The sequence below is a fragment of the Pseudomonas sp. WMBT8 genome, assembly GCF_050916005.1.
Classification (GTDB): Bacteria; Pseudomonadota; Gammaproteobacteria; order Pseudomonadales; family Pseudomonadaceae; genus Aquipseudomonas.
Genome location: NZ_CP188096.1, coordinates 2,639,414 through 2,655,012, shown reverse-complemented (window position 1 = coordinate 2,655,012; position 15,599 = coordinate 2,639,414). Strand labels below are relative to the sequence as shown.

12 protein-coding genes are annotated in these 15,599 nt (G+C 61.9%); 7 read left to right on the top strand and 5 right to left on the bottom strand.

Translation table 11 applies throughout. From position 1 onward, the window contains the following. Positions 1-63 precede the first annotated feature (63 nt). Both ACO77H_RS12515 and ACO77H_RS12510 read left to right on the top strand, forming a co-directional pair. On the top strand, positions 64-555 hold the full coding sequence (locus ACO77H_RS12515; protein ID WP_170058084.1) for a hypothetical protein: 492 nt from the start codon (positions 64-66) through the stop codon (positions 553-555). Positions 556-904: 349 nt separating this feature from the next. Continuing rightward, on the top strand, positions 905-1,741 hold the full coding sequence (locus tag ACO77H_RS12510) for a 5'-nucleotidase, lipoprotein e(P4) family (RefSeq protein WP_432755609.1): 837 nt from the start codon (positions 905-907) through the stop codon (positions 1,739-1,741). 1,055 nt (positions 1,742-2,796) lie between these two features. Here the strand turns inward: ACO77H_RS12510 and ACO77H_RS12505 are convergent. Further along, positions 2,797-3,564, bottom strand: coding sequence for an AraC family transcriptional regulator (locus ACO77H_RS12505; protein WP_169956941.1), 768 nt, complete (start codon positions 3,562-3,564; stop codon positions 2,797-2,799). Between the two features lie 200 nt (positions 3,565-3,764). Here ACO77H_RS12505 and ACO77H_RS12500 point away from each other — a divergent pair, with 200 nt between their 5' ends. The 5 genes from ACO77H_RS12500 to ACO77H_RS12480 are packed head-to-tail and all read left to right on the top strand — an operon-like array spanning position 3,765 to position 10,227. Beyond that, positions 3,765-5,381, top strand: a complete 1,617-nt coding sequence (locus ACO77H_RS12500) for an APC family permease (RefSeq protein WP_170043069.1) — start codon at positions 3,765-3,767, stop codon at positions 5,379-5,381. Positions 5,382-5,407: 26 nt separating this feature from the next. Continuing rightward, positions 5,408-6,334 carry a 4-hydroxyproline epimerase gene (locus ACO77H_RS12495; RefSeq protein ID WP_432755608.1) on the top strand — a complete coding sequence of 309 codons (927 nt, stop codon included), beginning with the start codon at positions 5,408-5,410 and terminating at the stop codon, positions 6,332-6,334. A gap of 44 nt (positions 6,335-6,378) precedes the next feature. Next, the gene (locus ACO77H_RS12490; protein WP_169954303.1) at positions 6,379-7,326 is read left to right on the top strand and encodes a dihydrodipicolinate synthase family protein; all 948 of its coding nucleotides are present in this window, start codon (positions 6,379-6,381) and stop codon (positions 7,324-7,326) included. Positions 7,327-7,381: 55 nt separating this feature from the next. After that, positions 7,382-8,953, top strand: coding sequence for an aldehyde dehydrogenase (NADP(+)) (locus tag ACO77H_RS12485; protein ID WP_432755607.1), 1,572 nt, complete (start codon positions 7,382-7,384; stop codon positions 8,951-8,953). A 2-nt stretch (positions 8,954-8,955) separates the two neighbouring features. Next, positions 8,956-10,227, top strand: a complete 1,272-nt coding sequence (locus ACO77H_RS12480) for an NAD(P)/FAD-dependent oxidoreductase (protein WP_170043072.1) — start codon at positions 8,956-8,958, stop codon at positions 10,225-10,227. 20 nt (positions 10,228-10,247) lie between these two features. Here the strand turns inward: ACO77H_RS12480 and ACO77H_RS12475 are convergent, their stop codons facing one another. The 4 genes from ACO77H_RS12475 to ACO77H_RS12460 form a co-directional block, all read right to left on the bottom strand. Beyond that, positions 10,248-11,375 (bottom strand): fimbrial protein, encoded by a 1,128-nt coding sequence (locus tag ACO77H_RS12475; protein ID WP_432755606.1) that lies wholly within the window; start codon positions 11,373-11,375, stop codon positions 10,248-10,250. After that, positions 11,372-13,831, bottom strand: a complete 2,460-nt coding sequence (locus ACO77H_RS12470; RefSeq protein WP_346266869.1) for a fimbria/pilus outer membrane usher protein — start codon at positions 13,829-13,831, stop codon at positions 11,372-11,374. The genes ACO77H_RS12475 and ACO77H_RS12470 overlap by 4 nt, the downstream gene beginning before the upstream one ends. A 171-nt stretch (positions 13,832-14,002) precedes the next feature. Next, entirely contained in the window at positions 14,003-14,668 is a 666-nt protein-coding gene (locus tag ACO77H_RS12465; protein WP_307830297.1) for a fimbria/pilus periplasmic chaperone, read from the bottom strand. 153 nt (positions 14,669-14,821) lie between these two features. Further along, the gene (locus ACO77H_RS12460; protein ID WP_169954308.1) at positions 14,822-15,370 is read right to left on the bottom strand and encodes a fimbrial protein; all 549 of its coding nucleotides are present in this window, start codon (positions 15,368-15,370) and stop codon (positions 14,822-14,824) included. Positions 15,371-15,599 lie beyond the last annotated feature (229 nt).

Sequence of the window (15,599 nt, the reverse complement as noted above, 5' to 3'; positions counted from 1 at the left end):
AAAAAGCCCCGCCTGATTGCTCAGGCGGGGCTTTTTCATGCGCACGAAACGTCGGTTCAGCAGGTGCAGCACATCATCGGCATGCCGTTGCAGCTGATCATCATCGGCATGGCGCAATCGTTCATCATTTTCTTCATCAGCATGCACCAGTTGTCCATCATCACCATGCTCATACCAGGCATCGGCATCATCTTGCAGGTCATGCCATCGGCTTGCAGGGTGCATTCCATGACGCACTTCATCATCGGCATGGTCATCGCTGGCATGTTGTTGAGCATTGCCATGGTGTCCTGCGACATGCACATCATCGACAGGTTGGCGCACTGCATCATCATCGGCATGCCGCAGTTCATCATCATCGCCATCATTTCGGCGTTGTTCTTGAACATCGCCATGTCCATACCGGCGGCCGGCTTCATGGTGCACACCATGGCATCGCCGGTCATCTCGCACTGCATGGTGGCCATCATCATCGGCATGCCCATCATCGGCATCATGGGCATCGTGTTGTTCATTGGCATCTGCATGGCATTCATCATGTTCGAAACTCCGTAATCGACAGGAAAGGTCTAAATTCTGGGGCCGATTCTAGAGATGACGCGCCGCGCTGCAAGACGCTGGCCGAGCAGCAGGAATCGACGCCAGACCGTCCACTTCTGATTAAAAGCAGACTGCAAAAACGTGGCAGCAGACGGGCGTTTGTTATTGCATCCAGCGCCTTTGCTGCGACCAGTAAATGGACGCAATGGATATTCACTAAAATGCTATGCACCTTCGATAAGGAAATAAACGATCTAACCCTGATGAAAATAAGCGTCTGATGCAGGCTGGGGCGCAATACTGCGCTACTGTGCCGGGCCTGATCATCGATCCGCGACCGCCATTTTTGAGGCCGACTCTTTTTATGCGTCTTATGAATTTCGCCGGCGTATGCCTGCTTTCTTCGGTGCTGCTGGGCTGCCAACAGCATCCACCCGCCAACGATCAACTGGATGCGGTGCTGTGGACCCAGACCTCCATCGAACACGAGATGATCTATCGCCAAGTGTTCGCCGACGCCACCCGCCAGCTCGATGTAGCCCTGGCCACCAAGGACTGGGACGCCCTGCCCTTTGCCCCGCGAAACCTCAGCGGCCTGCCGCCGGCAGTGATCGTCGATATCGATGAAACCCTGCTGGACAACGTGCCCCTCAACGCGCGGGACATCGTCAACAACCAGGTCTACTCCTATGACCGCTGGAACACCTGGGTCGACCAGGCCAAGGCCCAGGCCCTGCCCGGCGCCGTGGCGTTTTTGCAGGCGGCGCAGCAACGGGGGATCAAGGTGTATTACCTGACCAACCGCGAGCACAGCCAAGTCCAGGCCACCGTCGCCAACCTGCGCCTGCGCGGCTTCCCGGTGCAGAGCAACGAACACGTACTGGCGGCCGCCACCCCCACCGGCCATTGCGCACCGGCGGGCTACGGCAAGAACTGCCGCCGCCAGTGGGTCGCCAGCCAGGCACGGGTGTTGTTGATGGTCGGGGATTCCCTGGGGGATTTCGTCCAGGCCGAACACAACACCCTGGCCGCCCAACGCCGGGCGGTCGAACCTTATGTCGGCTGGTTCGGCCAACGCTGGTTCCTGCTGCCGAACCCAACCTACGGCAACTGGTACAGCGCGCCCTATGGCGACCGCGAAGAGATTCCATTTGAGCAGAAGCGTTTTTTCAAGCGTGAGGCCCTTCAGTTGCAGCAATGAGGATCAGATGGGGCAGCTGAAATGCAAGCCTCCAAACCCTGAAGATCGAGGTGGGAGCTGTCGAGCCTTGGCGAGGCTGCGATGGCGGCGGCATTGCTGGGATTGATGTTGGCTGACCCGACGCTATCGCTGGCAAGCCAGCTCCTACATTGGATCGTCGTACATTGAGTACCGTATGCATCCTGCGGTGGCAGTGAAATGCAATCCTCCAAACCCTGAAGATCGAGGTGGGAGCTGTCGAGCCCTAGCGAGGCTGCGATGGCGGCGGTATTGCTGGGGTTGATGTTGGCTGACTCGACGCTATCGCTGGCAAGCCAGCTCCTACATTGGATCTTCAGTACATTGAGTGCCGTATGCATCCTGCGGTGGCAGTGAAATGCAATCCTCCAAACCCTGAGGATCAATGTAGGAGCTGTCGAGCCTTGGCGAGGCGGCGATGGCGGCGGCATTGCTGGAGTGGATGTTGGCTGACCCACCGCTATCGCTGGCAAGCCAGCTCCTACATTGGATCGTCGTACATTGAGTACCGTATGCATCCTGCGGTGGCAGTGAAATGCAATCCGCCAATCCCTGAGGATCAATGTAGGAGCTGTCGAGCCTTGGCGAGGCGGCGATGGCGGCGGCATTGCTGGGATTGATGTTGGCTGACCCGACGCTATCGCTGGCAAGCCAGCTCCTACATTGGATCTTCAGTACATTGAGTACCGTATGCATCCTGCACTGGCAGCTGAAATGCAATCTTCCAACCCCTGAGGATCAATGTAGGAGCTGTCGAGCCTTGGCGAGGCTGCGATGGCGGCGGCATTGCTGGGATTGATGTTGGCTGACCCGCTGCTATCGCTGGCAAGCCAGCTCCTACATTGGATCGTCGTACATTGAGTACCGTATGCATCCTGCGGTGGCAGTGAAATGCAATCCTCCAAACCCTGAGGACCAATGTAGGAGCTGTCGAGCCTTGGCGAGGCTGCGATGGCGGCGGCATTGCTGGGGTTGATGTTGGCTGACCCGCCGCTATCGCTGGCAAGCCAGCTCCTACAGGGACGTGCGCCCACTCATTAGCGGGTGGCCTGGCGATACTGGCGTGGCGTAAAGCCGGTCAACGCCTTGAACTGGCGGGTGAATGCACTGTGGTCGGTGTAGCCGCACTGCAAGGCCACTTCGGTGATCGGCAACTCGGTATGCAACAGGCGATGGGCATGTTCCAGGCGTACTTTCTGGATCATTTGCCGGGGAGTCAGGTGGAACACGCGCTTGCAGTAGCGCTCCAGCTGAGCCACCGACGTGCCGGCGATGCGCGTCAGTTCACCCAAGGTCACGCGCCGGTTGAAATGGGCCCGGATGTGCTCGTCCACCGCCGCCAATCGCTGATAGGCCGGGTGGGTCTCGCTGGCGGATTGCAGGTCGACCGAGATCCCCGCCAAGCCAATGATCGCGCCCTCGCGGTTGTATAACGGCCACTTGTGGGTCAGGCACCAACCGGGTTCGCGACTGCCGTACAGGTGCAACTCCAGTTGATCCTCCAGCACCAGGCCCTGTTCGAGCACGCGCCGGTCCTGCTCGGTGTAGCCCGGCCCCAACTGCGCGGGGAACACCTCGGCGCTGGTCTTGCCCAGTAGCGGGCGCCGGTCTTTCAAGCCACAACGCTGTACCAGGGTGTGGTTGGCCATGACATAGCGCGCCTGCACATCCTTGATAAACATCGTCGCATTGGGAATCACGTCGAGCATCGGCAACAGCATGGCCACGCCCGCCAGCAGCTGTTCGAGGCTGTGTGGCCGCTGCTCGCCACCTTGGCACAGGGTTGCAAACGCGTTGTGCATCATGCCGCTCACCGCCTCGTTTATCGCCTCGCCGGGCCAGCAGATTGCCCGATGGCCATGGCCCTGTCGAGCACCGCTGCGCATCCGGCAATTGTGCTGAATTCGTCATTGATGACCGCGCAAAACATCAATCGCCAGCGGGCTGATGGGTTCACTGTAGCGCCACTGCATGCCTATCCAATAACCCACAAGAAGGCGCCGCTATGTCAGCCCAAGGCAAGTTCAAGAAACAGCTGTCTCTGATCGACCTCACTTTTATCGGACTGGGAGCCATCTTCGGTTCCGGTTGGTTGTTTGCCGCCAGTCACGTGTCGTCCATCGCAGGCCCGGCAGGGATTTTTTCCTGGTTGCTCGGCGGTTTTGCGGTGCTGTTGCTGGGCATTGTGTATTGCGAATTGGGCGCGGCCCTGCCCCGTGCCGGGGGCGTGGTGCGCTACCCGGTGTATTCCCACGGCCCGTTGCTGGGCTACCTGATGGGCTTTATCACACTGATCGCGTTTTCCAGCCTGGTGGCGATTGAAGTGGTCGCCTCAAGGCAATACGCCGCCGCCTGGTTTCCCGAGTTGACCAAGGCCGGCTCCAGCGACCCCACCACCCTCGGCTGGCTGGTGCAGTTCGGCCTGCTCTGCCTGTTTTTCGTGCTCAACTACCGCAGCGTCAAGACCTTCGCCATCGCCAATAACCTGGTCAGCATTTTCAAGTTCATCGTGCCGCTGCTGGTGATCGGCGTGCTGTTCACCTTCTTCAAGCCGGCCAACTTCCACTCCCAGGGGTTCGCCCCGTTCGGCCTGTCGGGGATTGAAATGGCAGTGTCCGCCGGCGGGGTGATTTTTGCCTATCTGGGGCTGACGCCGATCATCTCGGTGGCCAGCGAAGTGAAAAACCCGCAACGCACCATTCCCATTGCCCTGATCCTTTCGGTGCTGCTGTCCACGGCAATTTATGTGCTGCTGCAAGTGGCCTTCCTCGGCGGCGTGCCCACCGAAATGCTCGCCAATGGCTGGGCCGGCATCAGCAAGGAACTGGCCCTGCCCTATCGCGATATCGCCCTGGCCCTGGGCGTGGGCTGGCTGGCCTACCTGGTGGTGGCCGACGCGGTGATCTCCCCCAGCGGCTGCGGCAATATCTACATGAACGCCACGCCACGGGTGATCTATGGCTGGGCGCAGACAGGCACCTTCTTCAAGATTTTCACGCGCATCGATGAGAAATCCGGCATCCCGCGCCCGGCGCTGTGGCTGACCTTTGGCTTGTCGGTGTTCTGGACCCTGCCGTTCCCGTCCTGGGAGGCGCTGATCAATGTGGTGTCCGCCGCCCTGGTGTTGAGCTACGCCGTGGCCCCGGTGTGCGTGGCGGCGCTGCGACGCAATGCGCCGGACATGCCGCGCCCGTTCCGGGTCAAGTGGATGAGTGTGCTGGGCCCGCTGTCATTCATCATCGCCGCGCTGATCGTCTACTGGTCTGGCTGGAGCACCGTGTCCTGGCTGCTGGGCCTGCAAATCGTGATGTTTGTGGTGTACCTGCTGTGCCGTCGCCTGGTGCCGACCCAGCACCTGAACATCGCCCAGCAAGTGCGTTCCAGCGCGTGGCTGATCGGCTTCTACGCCGTAACCATGGTGCTATCAAAACTCGGCAGTTTTGGCGGCCTAGGCGTGCTCAGCCATCCCTTCGACACCCTGGTCGTCGCCGCCTGCGCCCTGGGCATCTACTACTGGGGCGCCGCCACCGGCGTGCCGGCGCACCTGGTGGAACTGGAACACGAAGACGACGAAAGCGAAGCCGTGCTGCCCGCGAGCGGCATGCACCCGGCGAACGCATAACTGGCCAATCACCAAGGAATAGCTGGATGAAACGACTGCATGTGATTGACTCCCACACCGGCGGCGAACCGACGCGCCTGATCATCAATGGCTTCCCGCAGCTGGCCGGCCAGACCATCGCCGAGCAGCTCGACAGCCTGCGCACCACACACGACCAATGGCGCCGCGCCTGCCTGCTGGAGCCCCGTGGCAACGATGTACTGGTCGGCGCGCTGTACTGCGAGCCGGTCTCGCCGGGGGCCACCTGCGGGGTGATTTTCTTCAACAATGCCGGCTACCTCGGCATGTGTGGCCACGGCACCATCGGCCTGGTCGCCTCGTTGCACTACCTGGGCCGCATCGCGCCAGGGGTGCACAGCATCGACACGCCGGTGGGCCAGGTCAGCGCCACCCTGCATGAGGACGGCGCGGTCACCCTGCGCAACGTGCCCGCCTATCGCTATCGCCAGCAGGTGCCCGTGGAGGTGCCGGGGCATGGCCGGATCTACGGCGATATCGCCTGGGGTGGCAACTGGTTTTTCCTGGTGTCCGAGCACGGCCAGGGTGTGCACATGGCCAATGTCGAGGCCCTCACCGACTTCACCTGGGCCATGCTCAAGGCCCTCGAAGCCCAAGGCATCCATGGCGCAGACGGCGCGTTGATCGACCACATCGAACTATTCGCCGATGACGAGCAGGCCGACAGCCGCAACTTCGTCATGTGCCCCGGCAAAGCCTACGACCGCTCGCCCTGCGGCACCGGCACCAGCGCCAAGCTGGCGTGCCTGGCCGCCGACGGAAAACTTCAGGCCGGTGAGCCCTGGGTGCAAGCCAGCATCACCGCCAGCCAATTCGAAGGCCGTTTTGAATGGGAGGGCGAACACATCCGCCCCTTCATCACCGGCCGCGCCTATATGACCGCCGACAGCACCTTGCTGATCGACGAACAGGACCCTTTCGCCTGGGGCATTTGAGCACCCGGCAGCTTTTAAACAGACCCTTCCAAGGAGCTAGAACCATGAGCGATAACATCTTCACCGGCTGCATTCCTGCCCTGATGACCCCGTGCACCGCCGAGCGCCAGCCGGACTTCGACGCCCTGGTCGCCAAGGGCCGCGAGCTGATCGATATCGGCATGAGCGCCGTGGTGTACTGCGGCTCCATGGGCGACTGGCCGTTGCTCACCGAAGCCCAGCGCCAGGAAGGCGTGGCGCGCCTGGTGGCGGCGGGCATCCCGACCATCGTCGGCACCGGCGCGGTCAACAGCCGAGAGGCGGTCTCCCATGCGGCCCACGCGGCCAAGGTCGGCGCCCATGGCTTGATGGTCATCCCACGGGTGCTGTCCCGTGGCGCTTCAGCCAGCGCGCAAAAAGCCCACTTCGCGGCGATCCTCAGCGCCGCGCCGAACCTGCCGTCAGTGATCTACAACAGCCCCTACTACGGCTTTGCCACCCGCGCCGAGCTGTTCTTTGAACTGCGCCGCGAGTACCCGAACCTGATCGGCTTCAAGGAGTTCGGCGGCGGCGCCGACCTGCGCTACGCCGCCGAACACATCACCTCCAAGGACGATGCCGTGACCCTGATGGTCGGTGTCGATACCCAGGTGGTGCACGGTTTCGTCAACTGCAACGCCACCGGCGCGATCACCGGCATCGGCAACGCCCTGCCACGGGAAGTCCTGCAACTGGTGGCCCTGAGCAAGCAGGCCGCCAAGGGCGATGCCAAGGCCCGGCGCCAGGCCCGCGAGCTGGAGGCGGCGCTGGCGGTGCTGTCGTCCTTCGATGAAGGCTGCGACCTGGTGCTCTATTACAAGCACCTGATGGTGCTCAATGGCGACCTGGAATACAGCCTGCACTTCAACCAAAGCGATGTACTGAGCGATGCCCAACGCCGGTATGCCGAGCATCAGTACGCGCTGTTCCGCCAGTGGTACGCCAACTGGTCGGCAGAACAGAACGTCGACTGACTGCTCGTACGCCGCTGTTGCACAGCGGCGTTCCTTCTTATTTCAGGAACAGGCCATGACTCTGACAGGCACTATGCTGATCGGTCAGCACTCCATTCCCGGCACCCGCGCAGCCATCCGCGCGATCAACCCGGCCATCGATGCTGCGCTGGAGCCGGCCTATCCCGGCGGTTCCACCGAGCAGGTGGCCCAGGCTTGCGCGTTGGCGTGGTCAGCCTTTGACAGCTACCGCGAGACGTCCCTGGCGGCGCGTGCTGAGTTTCTCGAAACCATCGCCAATGAAATCGAAGCCCTCGGCGATAAGTTGATCGAGCGTGCCGTGGCCGAAACCGGCTTGCCCCACGCGCGGATCCAGGGCGAACGGGGCCGCACCTGCCAGCAACTGCGCACCTTCGCCCGCACCGTACGCGCCGGCGAATGGCTGGACGTGCGCGTCGATAGCGCCCAACCAGGCCGCCAGCCCCTGCCCCGTGCCGACCTGCGCCAACGCCAGGTGCCGCTGGGGCCGGTGGCCGTATTCGGAGCCAGCAACTTCCCGCTGGCGTTCTCGGTGGCCGGCGGTGATACCGCTTCAGCCCTCGCCGCCGGTTGCCCGGTGATCGTCAAGGCCCACGGCGCCCACCCCGGCACCAGCGAACTGGTGGGCCGTGCGCTGGCCCGTGCCGTGAAGCAGTGTGGCCTGCCCGAAGGTGTGTTCTCGCTGCTGTACGGCGCTGGCCGCGAAGTGGGGATTGCCCTGGTCAGCGACCCACGGATCAAGGCGGTGGGCTTTACCGGCTCGCAAAGTGGCGGCATCGCTTTGTGCCAGGCGGCCCAGGCGCGGCCGGAGCCGATCCCGGTGTATGCGGAAATGAGTTCGATCAACCCGGTGTACCTGTTCCCGGCCGCCCTCAAGGCGCGCGGCGAAGCACTGGCGCAAGGGTTTGTCGCTTCGTTGACCCAGGGCGCCGGGCAGTTTTGCACCAATCCCGGGCTGGTGATTGCGGTTCAAGGTCCGCAACTGCAGCAGTTTGTCAGCCTCGCCAGCGACTTGCTGCAACGCAGCCCGGCGCAGACCATGCTCACCCCGGGCATCTTCCAGGCCTATGAAGCGGGCGTCGGCGCACTGGCCGAGCATGCCCATTGCGTAGCCAGCGGGTTGCCGGCGCAAGGGCCGAACCAATGCCAGGCGCAGCTGTTTACCACCCACGCGCAAGACTTCCTTGCCAACCCGCATTTGCAGGCCGAAGTCTTCGGCGCCGCCTCGCTCCTGGTGCAGTGCGCCGACAACGCGCAAATGCGCCAAGTGACCGAGCACCTCGAAGGCCAGTTGACCGCCACCTTGCACCTGGATCAGGACGATCTTGAGCAGGCACGGGCATTGCTGCCGGCCCTTGAGCGCAAGGCTGGCCGGCTGTTGGTCAATGGCTGGCCGACCGGGGTCGAGGTGTGTGATGCCATGGTGCATGGCGGGCCCTTCCCCGCGACCTCGGATTCGCGCTCGACCTCGGTCGGCACCGCCGCGATCCGGCGCTTCCTGCGACCGGTGTGCTACCAGGATTTCCCCGACAGCCTGCTGCCCGCAGCCCTGAAACAAGACAACCCGCTGGCGTTGCGACGCTTGCTCGACGGCCAGAGAGAAGCCTGAACATGCAAGACAACCGTCAACCCGAGATCGACATCGCGGTGGTCGGCGCCGGCATCATCGGCGTCGCCTGCGCGCTGCAACTGGCACGCCAGGGCCGGCGCGTGGTGGTCATCGACCAGCAGGAACCGGGGATGGGCGCCTCGTTCGGCAATGCCGGGCATTTGGCCACCGAACAGGTGTTCCCCATCGCCGACCTGTCGATCCTGATGCGCCTGCCCGCGATGCTCATGGACCCCATGGGCCCGCTGCGCCTGGACTGGAAATACCTGCCCCGTGCGCTGCCCTGGTTTGCTCGCCTCTTGTTAAACCTGCGCCCGGCCGCTTACCAGCGCACGGTCGCCGGTATCCGTGCCCTCAACGAAAGCAGCCTGGGCGCCTGGCAGCGCTTGTTGGCGAACATCGACCGGCCCCAGTTGATGCGCGAGGACGGCTCGCTGCTGGTGTTCGAGCGTGCCGAGTCGCGACAAGCGATTGAAGGTTTGCAAGCACGCATGACCCAGCAAAACGTGCCGGTGGATTGCTGGTCGGCCAGCGCCGTGCAACAGGCGGCACCGCAATTAAGCGAGCGGATCCAGGGGGGCTTGTTCTTTCCCCGCACCGGGCATTTCCTCGATCCGTATCGCGTGGTGTGCGAACTGGTCAAGGCCGCCAAGGCCAGCGGCGTGACCTTTCTCAAGCGCCAGGTCCAGGACGGCCAGCTTCAGGCCCAGGGCGTTGCACTGATCACTGACCAGGGCCGCTTGGCCGCACGCCAGGTGGTGATCGCCTGCGGCGCCCACTCGGCCAGGCTCACCCAGGCGCTGACCGGCAAAAAGGTGCCCCTGGACACCGAGCGCGGTTATCACCTGATGCTGCCCCACGAGCAAGACCGCTTGCCCTTCGCCGTCACCTCGTTGGAACGCAAGTTCATCATGACGCCCATGAGCGGTGGGCTACGGCTGGCCGGCACCGTGGAATTCGCCGGCCTCGACCGCCCTCCGAACATGCGGCGCGCCTGGCAGTTGCACCGGCTCAGCCACGGCCTGTTGCGTGACGAACTGAGCGCTGAGGACGCCACGCCGTGGATGGGCTTTCGGCCCTCGTTGCCGGACTCGCTGCCGATCATCGACAGGGTGTGCGACGGCAAGGTGTTGCTCGCTTTCGGGCATCAACATTTGGGGTTGACGCAAGCGGCCGTCACTGCCGAGCTGGTCGCCCAGTTGGTATCGCCGATCTCCCTGCCCCAGCCCCAGGGATTGCCGGCATTGGCGGCCTATCGGCTGGATCGGTTCTGACGCAGGCCTTGCAGGAGCAATCACTGGTAAATAATCGTAAACGTCGCCGAGGCATTCGCCGGGCCGGGGGTTACCGTGCTCGCCGTCTGCAGGTAACGGGCGCGCAAGGGGATCGTATAACTCCCCTCGTTGGGGCGCAGGGTGAGGCCGCTGCTTTGGTTGGCCCCAAGGATGACCGAGTTGCCGTTGCGGTTCTGCACCTGCACGCCAACCCCTGTGGCGGCGGGCGCACTGCCCGTGGCGCCAGGGTCGAGGCTCAGTACACCGTTATTCGTGTTGATCGCCGTACGCGCGGGGTCGATGCGGTACTGCAGGGTGTTACGCACCAGAGAGCCACTATCGACGTTCGTACCAAGAGGCGACGTGCCACTTTGCGATGACCAGGCCGGCCCCGTTGTCGTATAGATCCCGTTGAACGCCGGGCAGTCATTCAAAGCGATGGAAAAATCCGTCCAGCCCGTGCTGCTGTTGAGCCCGGTGAACTTGGAGGTCAGATGAGAGCCCATGGGCACCGAGACATCCGGTGTACGGCAGGTACTCGAGACAATCTGGATATTGCCGGAGATCCCCATACTGAAGCCGCGCATTCTCGCATCGCCGAAGTTGCCGAACAGACTGACGACCGGCAACGTACTGCCCACCAATACACCAGGCGTTACATCGCCCAGTTTGATCAAGATCAGCTCAAAGTTCGAAGGCCCGTCAAATGGGACCAAACACCTGTAGCCAGCTGTGCATGTGGTCCATGCCTTGCCAGATTGCCTTGGCAGCAGGCCGCCCGAGCTGTTGAAGGCAACCCCCAGCCCCGGAATGCTGGTTCTATAGACCTTGTTGGCGTAGGTCCCGCTGGACACATTGGCCATGGCATAACTGGAGTCGACTGTCATCTCAGTCCACTGCTGATACGGGGCATAGAGGCATTCAAGCTTGGGCGCCTGGCCCGCAGCCATGCTGAAGCGCTGACGATATACCTCGGTACCCACCGGCAGATCGCGCCCGATAGTGATCGCCGAAATCTGCAATGGCATGGAGCCCACCGCCGGCTGGATACCCTCCATGTAGGTGCAGGTGACCGCCATGGCCGTCCCCGCCGCCGCCCACAATGCCGCGACGGCCAGGCCCGCCTTGATCAAAGCACCAATATTCATAACTGTACCTTTTGAAGAGTGTTGGGCTGCACGCTGCCAGCGACTTGCTTACCGGCCGCACAAACCGCGTCTACCTGTTGCAATTGCTGCCCTTCGCCGGGGCCCGCCGGGATGACCAGTGCGCACTGTTGATGAGTCTTGCTTCCCCAGTTGATCAGTAACTGACGGGTTTGCGGCTTGATCCGTGCGTAGAGCTGGCCACCCTGCCCGACCACGCCGACCGAGGTGCCGTCGATATCTGTCACGCCAGCACCAAAGGGCAGGCTGCTGCCATCGTCGAGGCGTACGTTGAGCAACACTGCGCGGCCCTGGTTGGTGGTGTACTTGAGGTGCACCACCGCACCGGCACGCGGGGCCACCTGTTGGCTGGTTTCGCTGAGTTCGACGTCCAGCGAGCTACCAATAGGGTCGATTGCCACTTCGTTCAACTCATATGGCCGCAGGTACGGCACCACGGCATTGCCGCGGCTGTCGAGCTTGAGGCCAGGGTAGCCGGACACCTTGGCCCCCTGCGCACCCGGGGCACTGACCACCGCCATGGTTTCACCGCGATAAGGAGTCATGGTCACCCCATCGGCATGCGCCACCACGCTGCCGCTCGCGCCCACCGAGGCGCTGGTGTAGCCATCACCGCGTCCCAGGGCAGCGCTGAGCATGGCGCGCGCGCCGGTGTATTGGCCATTGAGGGCCGCGCTCTTGCTGTTACTGGCACCGTCATGGCCGACTGTCGCGCCGTAGCCATATTGACGGTCCTCGCCAGCGGTGCCGCTGATGCCGGCCTGCTCGCTGTAGTTGCCTTGGGAGTCACGTCCTACCTGTGCGGTCATTTGCGGGCTGAAGCCTGGACCGCCAAATTCCAGAGGCATGCTCATGGTCAGCAAAAAGCTGTTTTCCATGTCCCCCAGGCCCATTCGGCTGCGGTTGGCGTTCACACTGAAGCTGATGCGATTGAACTGCTTGCTGTAACTGAACTGGTACTGCAAATCACTGCCCGGCAGGTTCCAGTAGTTCTGCGCATAGCCACTGATTGCCACTTGCCCCCACTCCCCCAGGCTCTGGTCGGCGGTGACCGAAAAGCGACTGCGCGGGCGCCCGAACATGCTGGTGTCCCACCCCGTTTTCTCGGCATCGAGCAGTTGCATGGCGTTACTGAAGTCCAGGTATTCGCTGGTAGAAAAACGATAAGCCGCAACGGTGAAGTTACTGCCCGTGCTGAGTACATTTTTGCTGTAGGACACCCGCATGCTCTGCCCTTTGGCGGCACCGGTGGCCAGGTCGGTCTGGGCGTGAGTCAAGTCGATGGCCATGGCACCGATCGGCGTGCCAAACGCCAGGCCGGTGAGCACGGCGGTGTAGTCATCGCTGGACTGCATCCCGGCAAATCCGGTGAACGTATTGTTCAGGCCATATTGCACAGTGCCTTGTAGCAGACGCGATTGCTTGTCGACGTAGTTGTTGCGGGTCTCGCCTGCGGTCAGGCTGAAACGCGAGGTACCGGGGCGCAGCAACTGGCTGACCGAGGCATAGGGCACGATGAAGTTCTGCTCGGTGCCGTCGGCTTCCGCCACGCTGACACTGAGGTCGCCGCCATAGCCGGTTGAATACAGGTCATCAATCACAAATGCCCCGGGCGCCACGGTGGTTTCCAGCAGGATATTGCCGGCCTGGCGAATGGTCACACGGGCGTTGGTGCGGGCAATCCCACGGATCACCGGGGCATAGCCGCGCATGGAGTCGGGCAGCATGCGGTCGTCACTGGCCAGTTGCACACCACGGTAGGCCAGGGTGTCGAAGATCTCGCCGGTGGTGTTGGACTCGCCCACCGTCAGTTGGCTTTTCAACACGGTGATGTCGCGTTGCGCATAGGAGTCCAGGGCTTGGTAATTATTGCCCTGACGTGACTGCCAGCTCATCGACGCGTTGTGGCGCAGGCGCCAGTCACCCAGGTTGAGGCCGGTGTGCAGGCCCAGGAATGCCGAGTCAGAGTTGCCACTGCGGGTACGGTTACGGCTGCCATTGAAGCTGTAGCTGAGCATGCCTGCGGTCACGCCGCGATCCCACAGTTCCGGGCTGACGTATCCCCGGACATTGCGCCGCAGCGCCGCCTGGGGAATGCTCAGGTCGAGGGCCTGGTTTTCCGGGGAAAAATTCGCGGTTGCACCCGGGATCAGACTGCCCACGGCGGCACAGCCCTGGCTGTCCAGCGCCAAAGTGCTTTCAGGCGACAGCTTGCTCATCTCCACGCCCTGACGCTCAAGCAAGCTACGCGTCATGCAGACCACCGGCTTGCTGCCGTCGGCCTGGGCGTCGATGCGAATGTCCTGGCGGCTGTTCAACTGGCCGTTAAGCACTACGTCTGCACGGTATTGCCCGGGCATCACCGGGTTGCCGGTCTGGTAGGCGCCCAAGTCGAGATTGCGCGAGTCTTCAGGCAGGAACGCATCGTTGAACTGCACCTCTTGCGCCAGCGCACCCTGTGTACCCCATGCACCAGGGGCGATAGCCAATACCCTGAGGATCAAGGCAGAGAGCGGATTCAAGGCGAAGCAAGGCCGCGCCCGCAGAGAAAGCCTGCAGCTGGAAGAGGTCGACATAAATGACTCGCGACTAAAAAACTTGAGGTTTAATCAGGGCTTGAGTGCTTTACGGGTCGGGATCAGTGCGCCGTAATCGTTGATAGCGCTGAACTCCACCTGAGCACCCGCAGCCGGTCGGACCTTGAGCGTTGGGAGCACAAATTGGCGGGTTTCACCCGGAGCGATCATGCCGTCTTCACTGCGCTCACGCTGGGCGCCAGCCACCAGTTCCAACTCGATCAGCGAAACATGGAACGCCGACGGATTGAAGGCCTGCAAGGCCAAGCCTTGCCCATCGCGTGCGGGCACCAATTGCCACTGCACCTGCTCGATCGCCTCGCTGGCAGTGCCTGGCAAGCCGGTCGGGCGATAAAACAATTTGATCCGCGAACGGAATGCCATTTGCAGCGTATTGATATCTGCACCCGCCTCGGGCTTGGGTGGAATTTCCAATACGTTGAGCCAGAACACCGACTCTTTGTCCTGGGCCATTGGAGCCCCGGTAAACAACACCCGCAGGCTTTGGCCCTTGGTCGGATCGATGCGCGCCACCGGCGGTGAAAGCAGGAACGGCGCCTTGGAGCTGGTCGGAGTCGACTCGACGCTGCCGGTGTCGATCCACGACTGGATCAGCGCTGGCTGCGTGCCATTGTTGTTGAGTTTTACCGTGATTTCTTTCTGGTCCGCCGGGTAGAGCAGGCGGGTTCCGGTAATCACTACACCCCCGATAGCCTGGGAACACGTCAGTGTCACAAGGCTTGCCAGGAGCAATTGTCTGAGGGCAGATGTGCAAGGCATTACGTAATCCCGTTGCTGCCTGGAAGCACGCCCTTTTGTTGCTGAACAGGGCGTGTATCCATGAGCGGCGACTTACTGATAATTGATGGAGTAAGTCACGGAGCCAACTACGGTACCCGGAGTGGTCGGGGCTTGAGCGTAGTACTGGACAGCGTATGGCAGGATGGCGGCCTTGGAGGTTGCATTGATGGCAATACGGCTGGTGGAAGTGACCTGCGCAGTGTTGCCGGCCTTGATCGCGTTGCCATTGGTTGCGTCAACCAATTGCAGCTGAACCTGGGTGGCAGTACCGCTCACGTTCTTCAGGTTGCCGCTGGTTGCATCAACGCTGCCGCTCGACTCAAAGAATGCAGCCGCTGTTTTCAGCGCGGCAGAGCAATCGCTCAGCTCGATATTGAAACCGGTCTGGCCTGCCACTTGGCCTTTTGCTCCCAGGGCAGCGGTAGAGATGGTTGGCAGCGTGACAGTCGACGGGCTCGCACCAGCCGCGCCGTTAACCGCAACCTTGCAGGTTTCGGCTTTCAGTTCGCCGTTGAAATCGATTTTGCCGTCTGAAGCCAGAGCAACGGTAGAGGCGGTGGCAGCGACCAGTACAGCGAGGGCGCGGGCTTTGTAATTCATGAGTAACTCCGAGAGAGCGATGTTCTACAGTAAGTTATAAAGCCTCCGTTTATCGGAGTGCTTCTGTGCTGTTGCGGGGCTAAGTTTAGGGAGCCCACATCGAACTCAATATAGGAGTGCTCTGAAAAACAATTGAGCACGGTAAATTCCCAACAATTAAACCCACTATAAACTTACTGTTGCACTGCACTGCTTAATGAAAAAAACATTAATAGCCCGTCTATAGGAG

Bases quoted from the DNA above. Each gene is read 5' to 3' on its own strand.
- ACO77H_RS12510 (WP_432755609.1), top strand. From the start codon at position 905: ATGCGTCTTATGAATTTCGCCGGCGTATGCCTGCTTTCTTCGGTGCTG.
- ACO77H_RS12505 (WP_169956941.1), bottom strand. From the start codon at position 3,564: ATGATGCACAACGCGTTTGCAACCCTGTGCCAAGGTGGCGAGCAGCGG.
- ACO77H_RS12500 (WP_170043069.1), top strand. From the start codon at position 3,765: ATGTCAGCCCAAGGCAAGTTCAAGAAACAGCTGTCTCTGATCGACCTC.
- ACO77H_RS12495 (WP_432755608.1), top strand. From the start codon at position 5,408: ATGAAACGACTGCATGTGATTGACTCCCACACCGGCGGCGAACCGACG.
- ACO77H_RS12490 (WP_169954303.1), top strand. From the start codon at position 6,379: ATGAGCGATAACATCTTCACCGGCTGCATTCCTGCCCTGATGACCCCG.
- ACO77H_RS12485 (WP_432755607.1), top strand. From the start codon at position 7,382: ATGACTCTGACAGGCACTATGCTGATCGGTCAGCACTCCATTCCCGGC.
- ACO77H_RS12480 (WP_170043072.1), top strand. From the start codon at position 8,956: ATGCAAGACAACCGTCAACCCGAGATCGACATCGCGGTGGTCGGCGCC.
- ACO77H_RS12475 (WP_432755606.1), bottom strand. From the start codon at position 11,375: ATGAATATTGGTGCTTTGATCAAGGCGGGCCTGGCCGTCGCGGCATTG.
- ACO77H_RS12460 (WP_169954308.1), bottom strand. From the start codon at position 15,370: ATGAATTACAAAGCCCGCGCCCTCGCTGTACTGGTCGCTGCCACCGCC.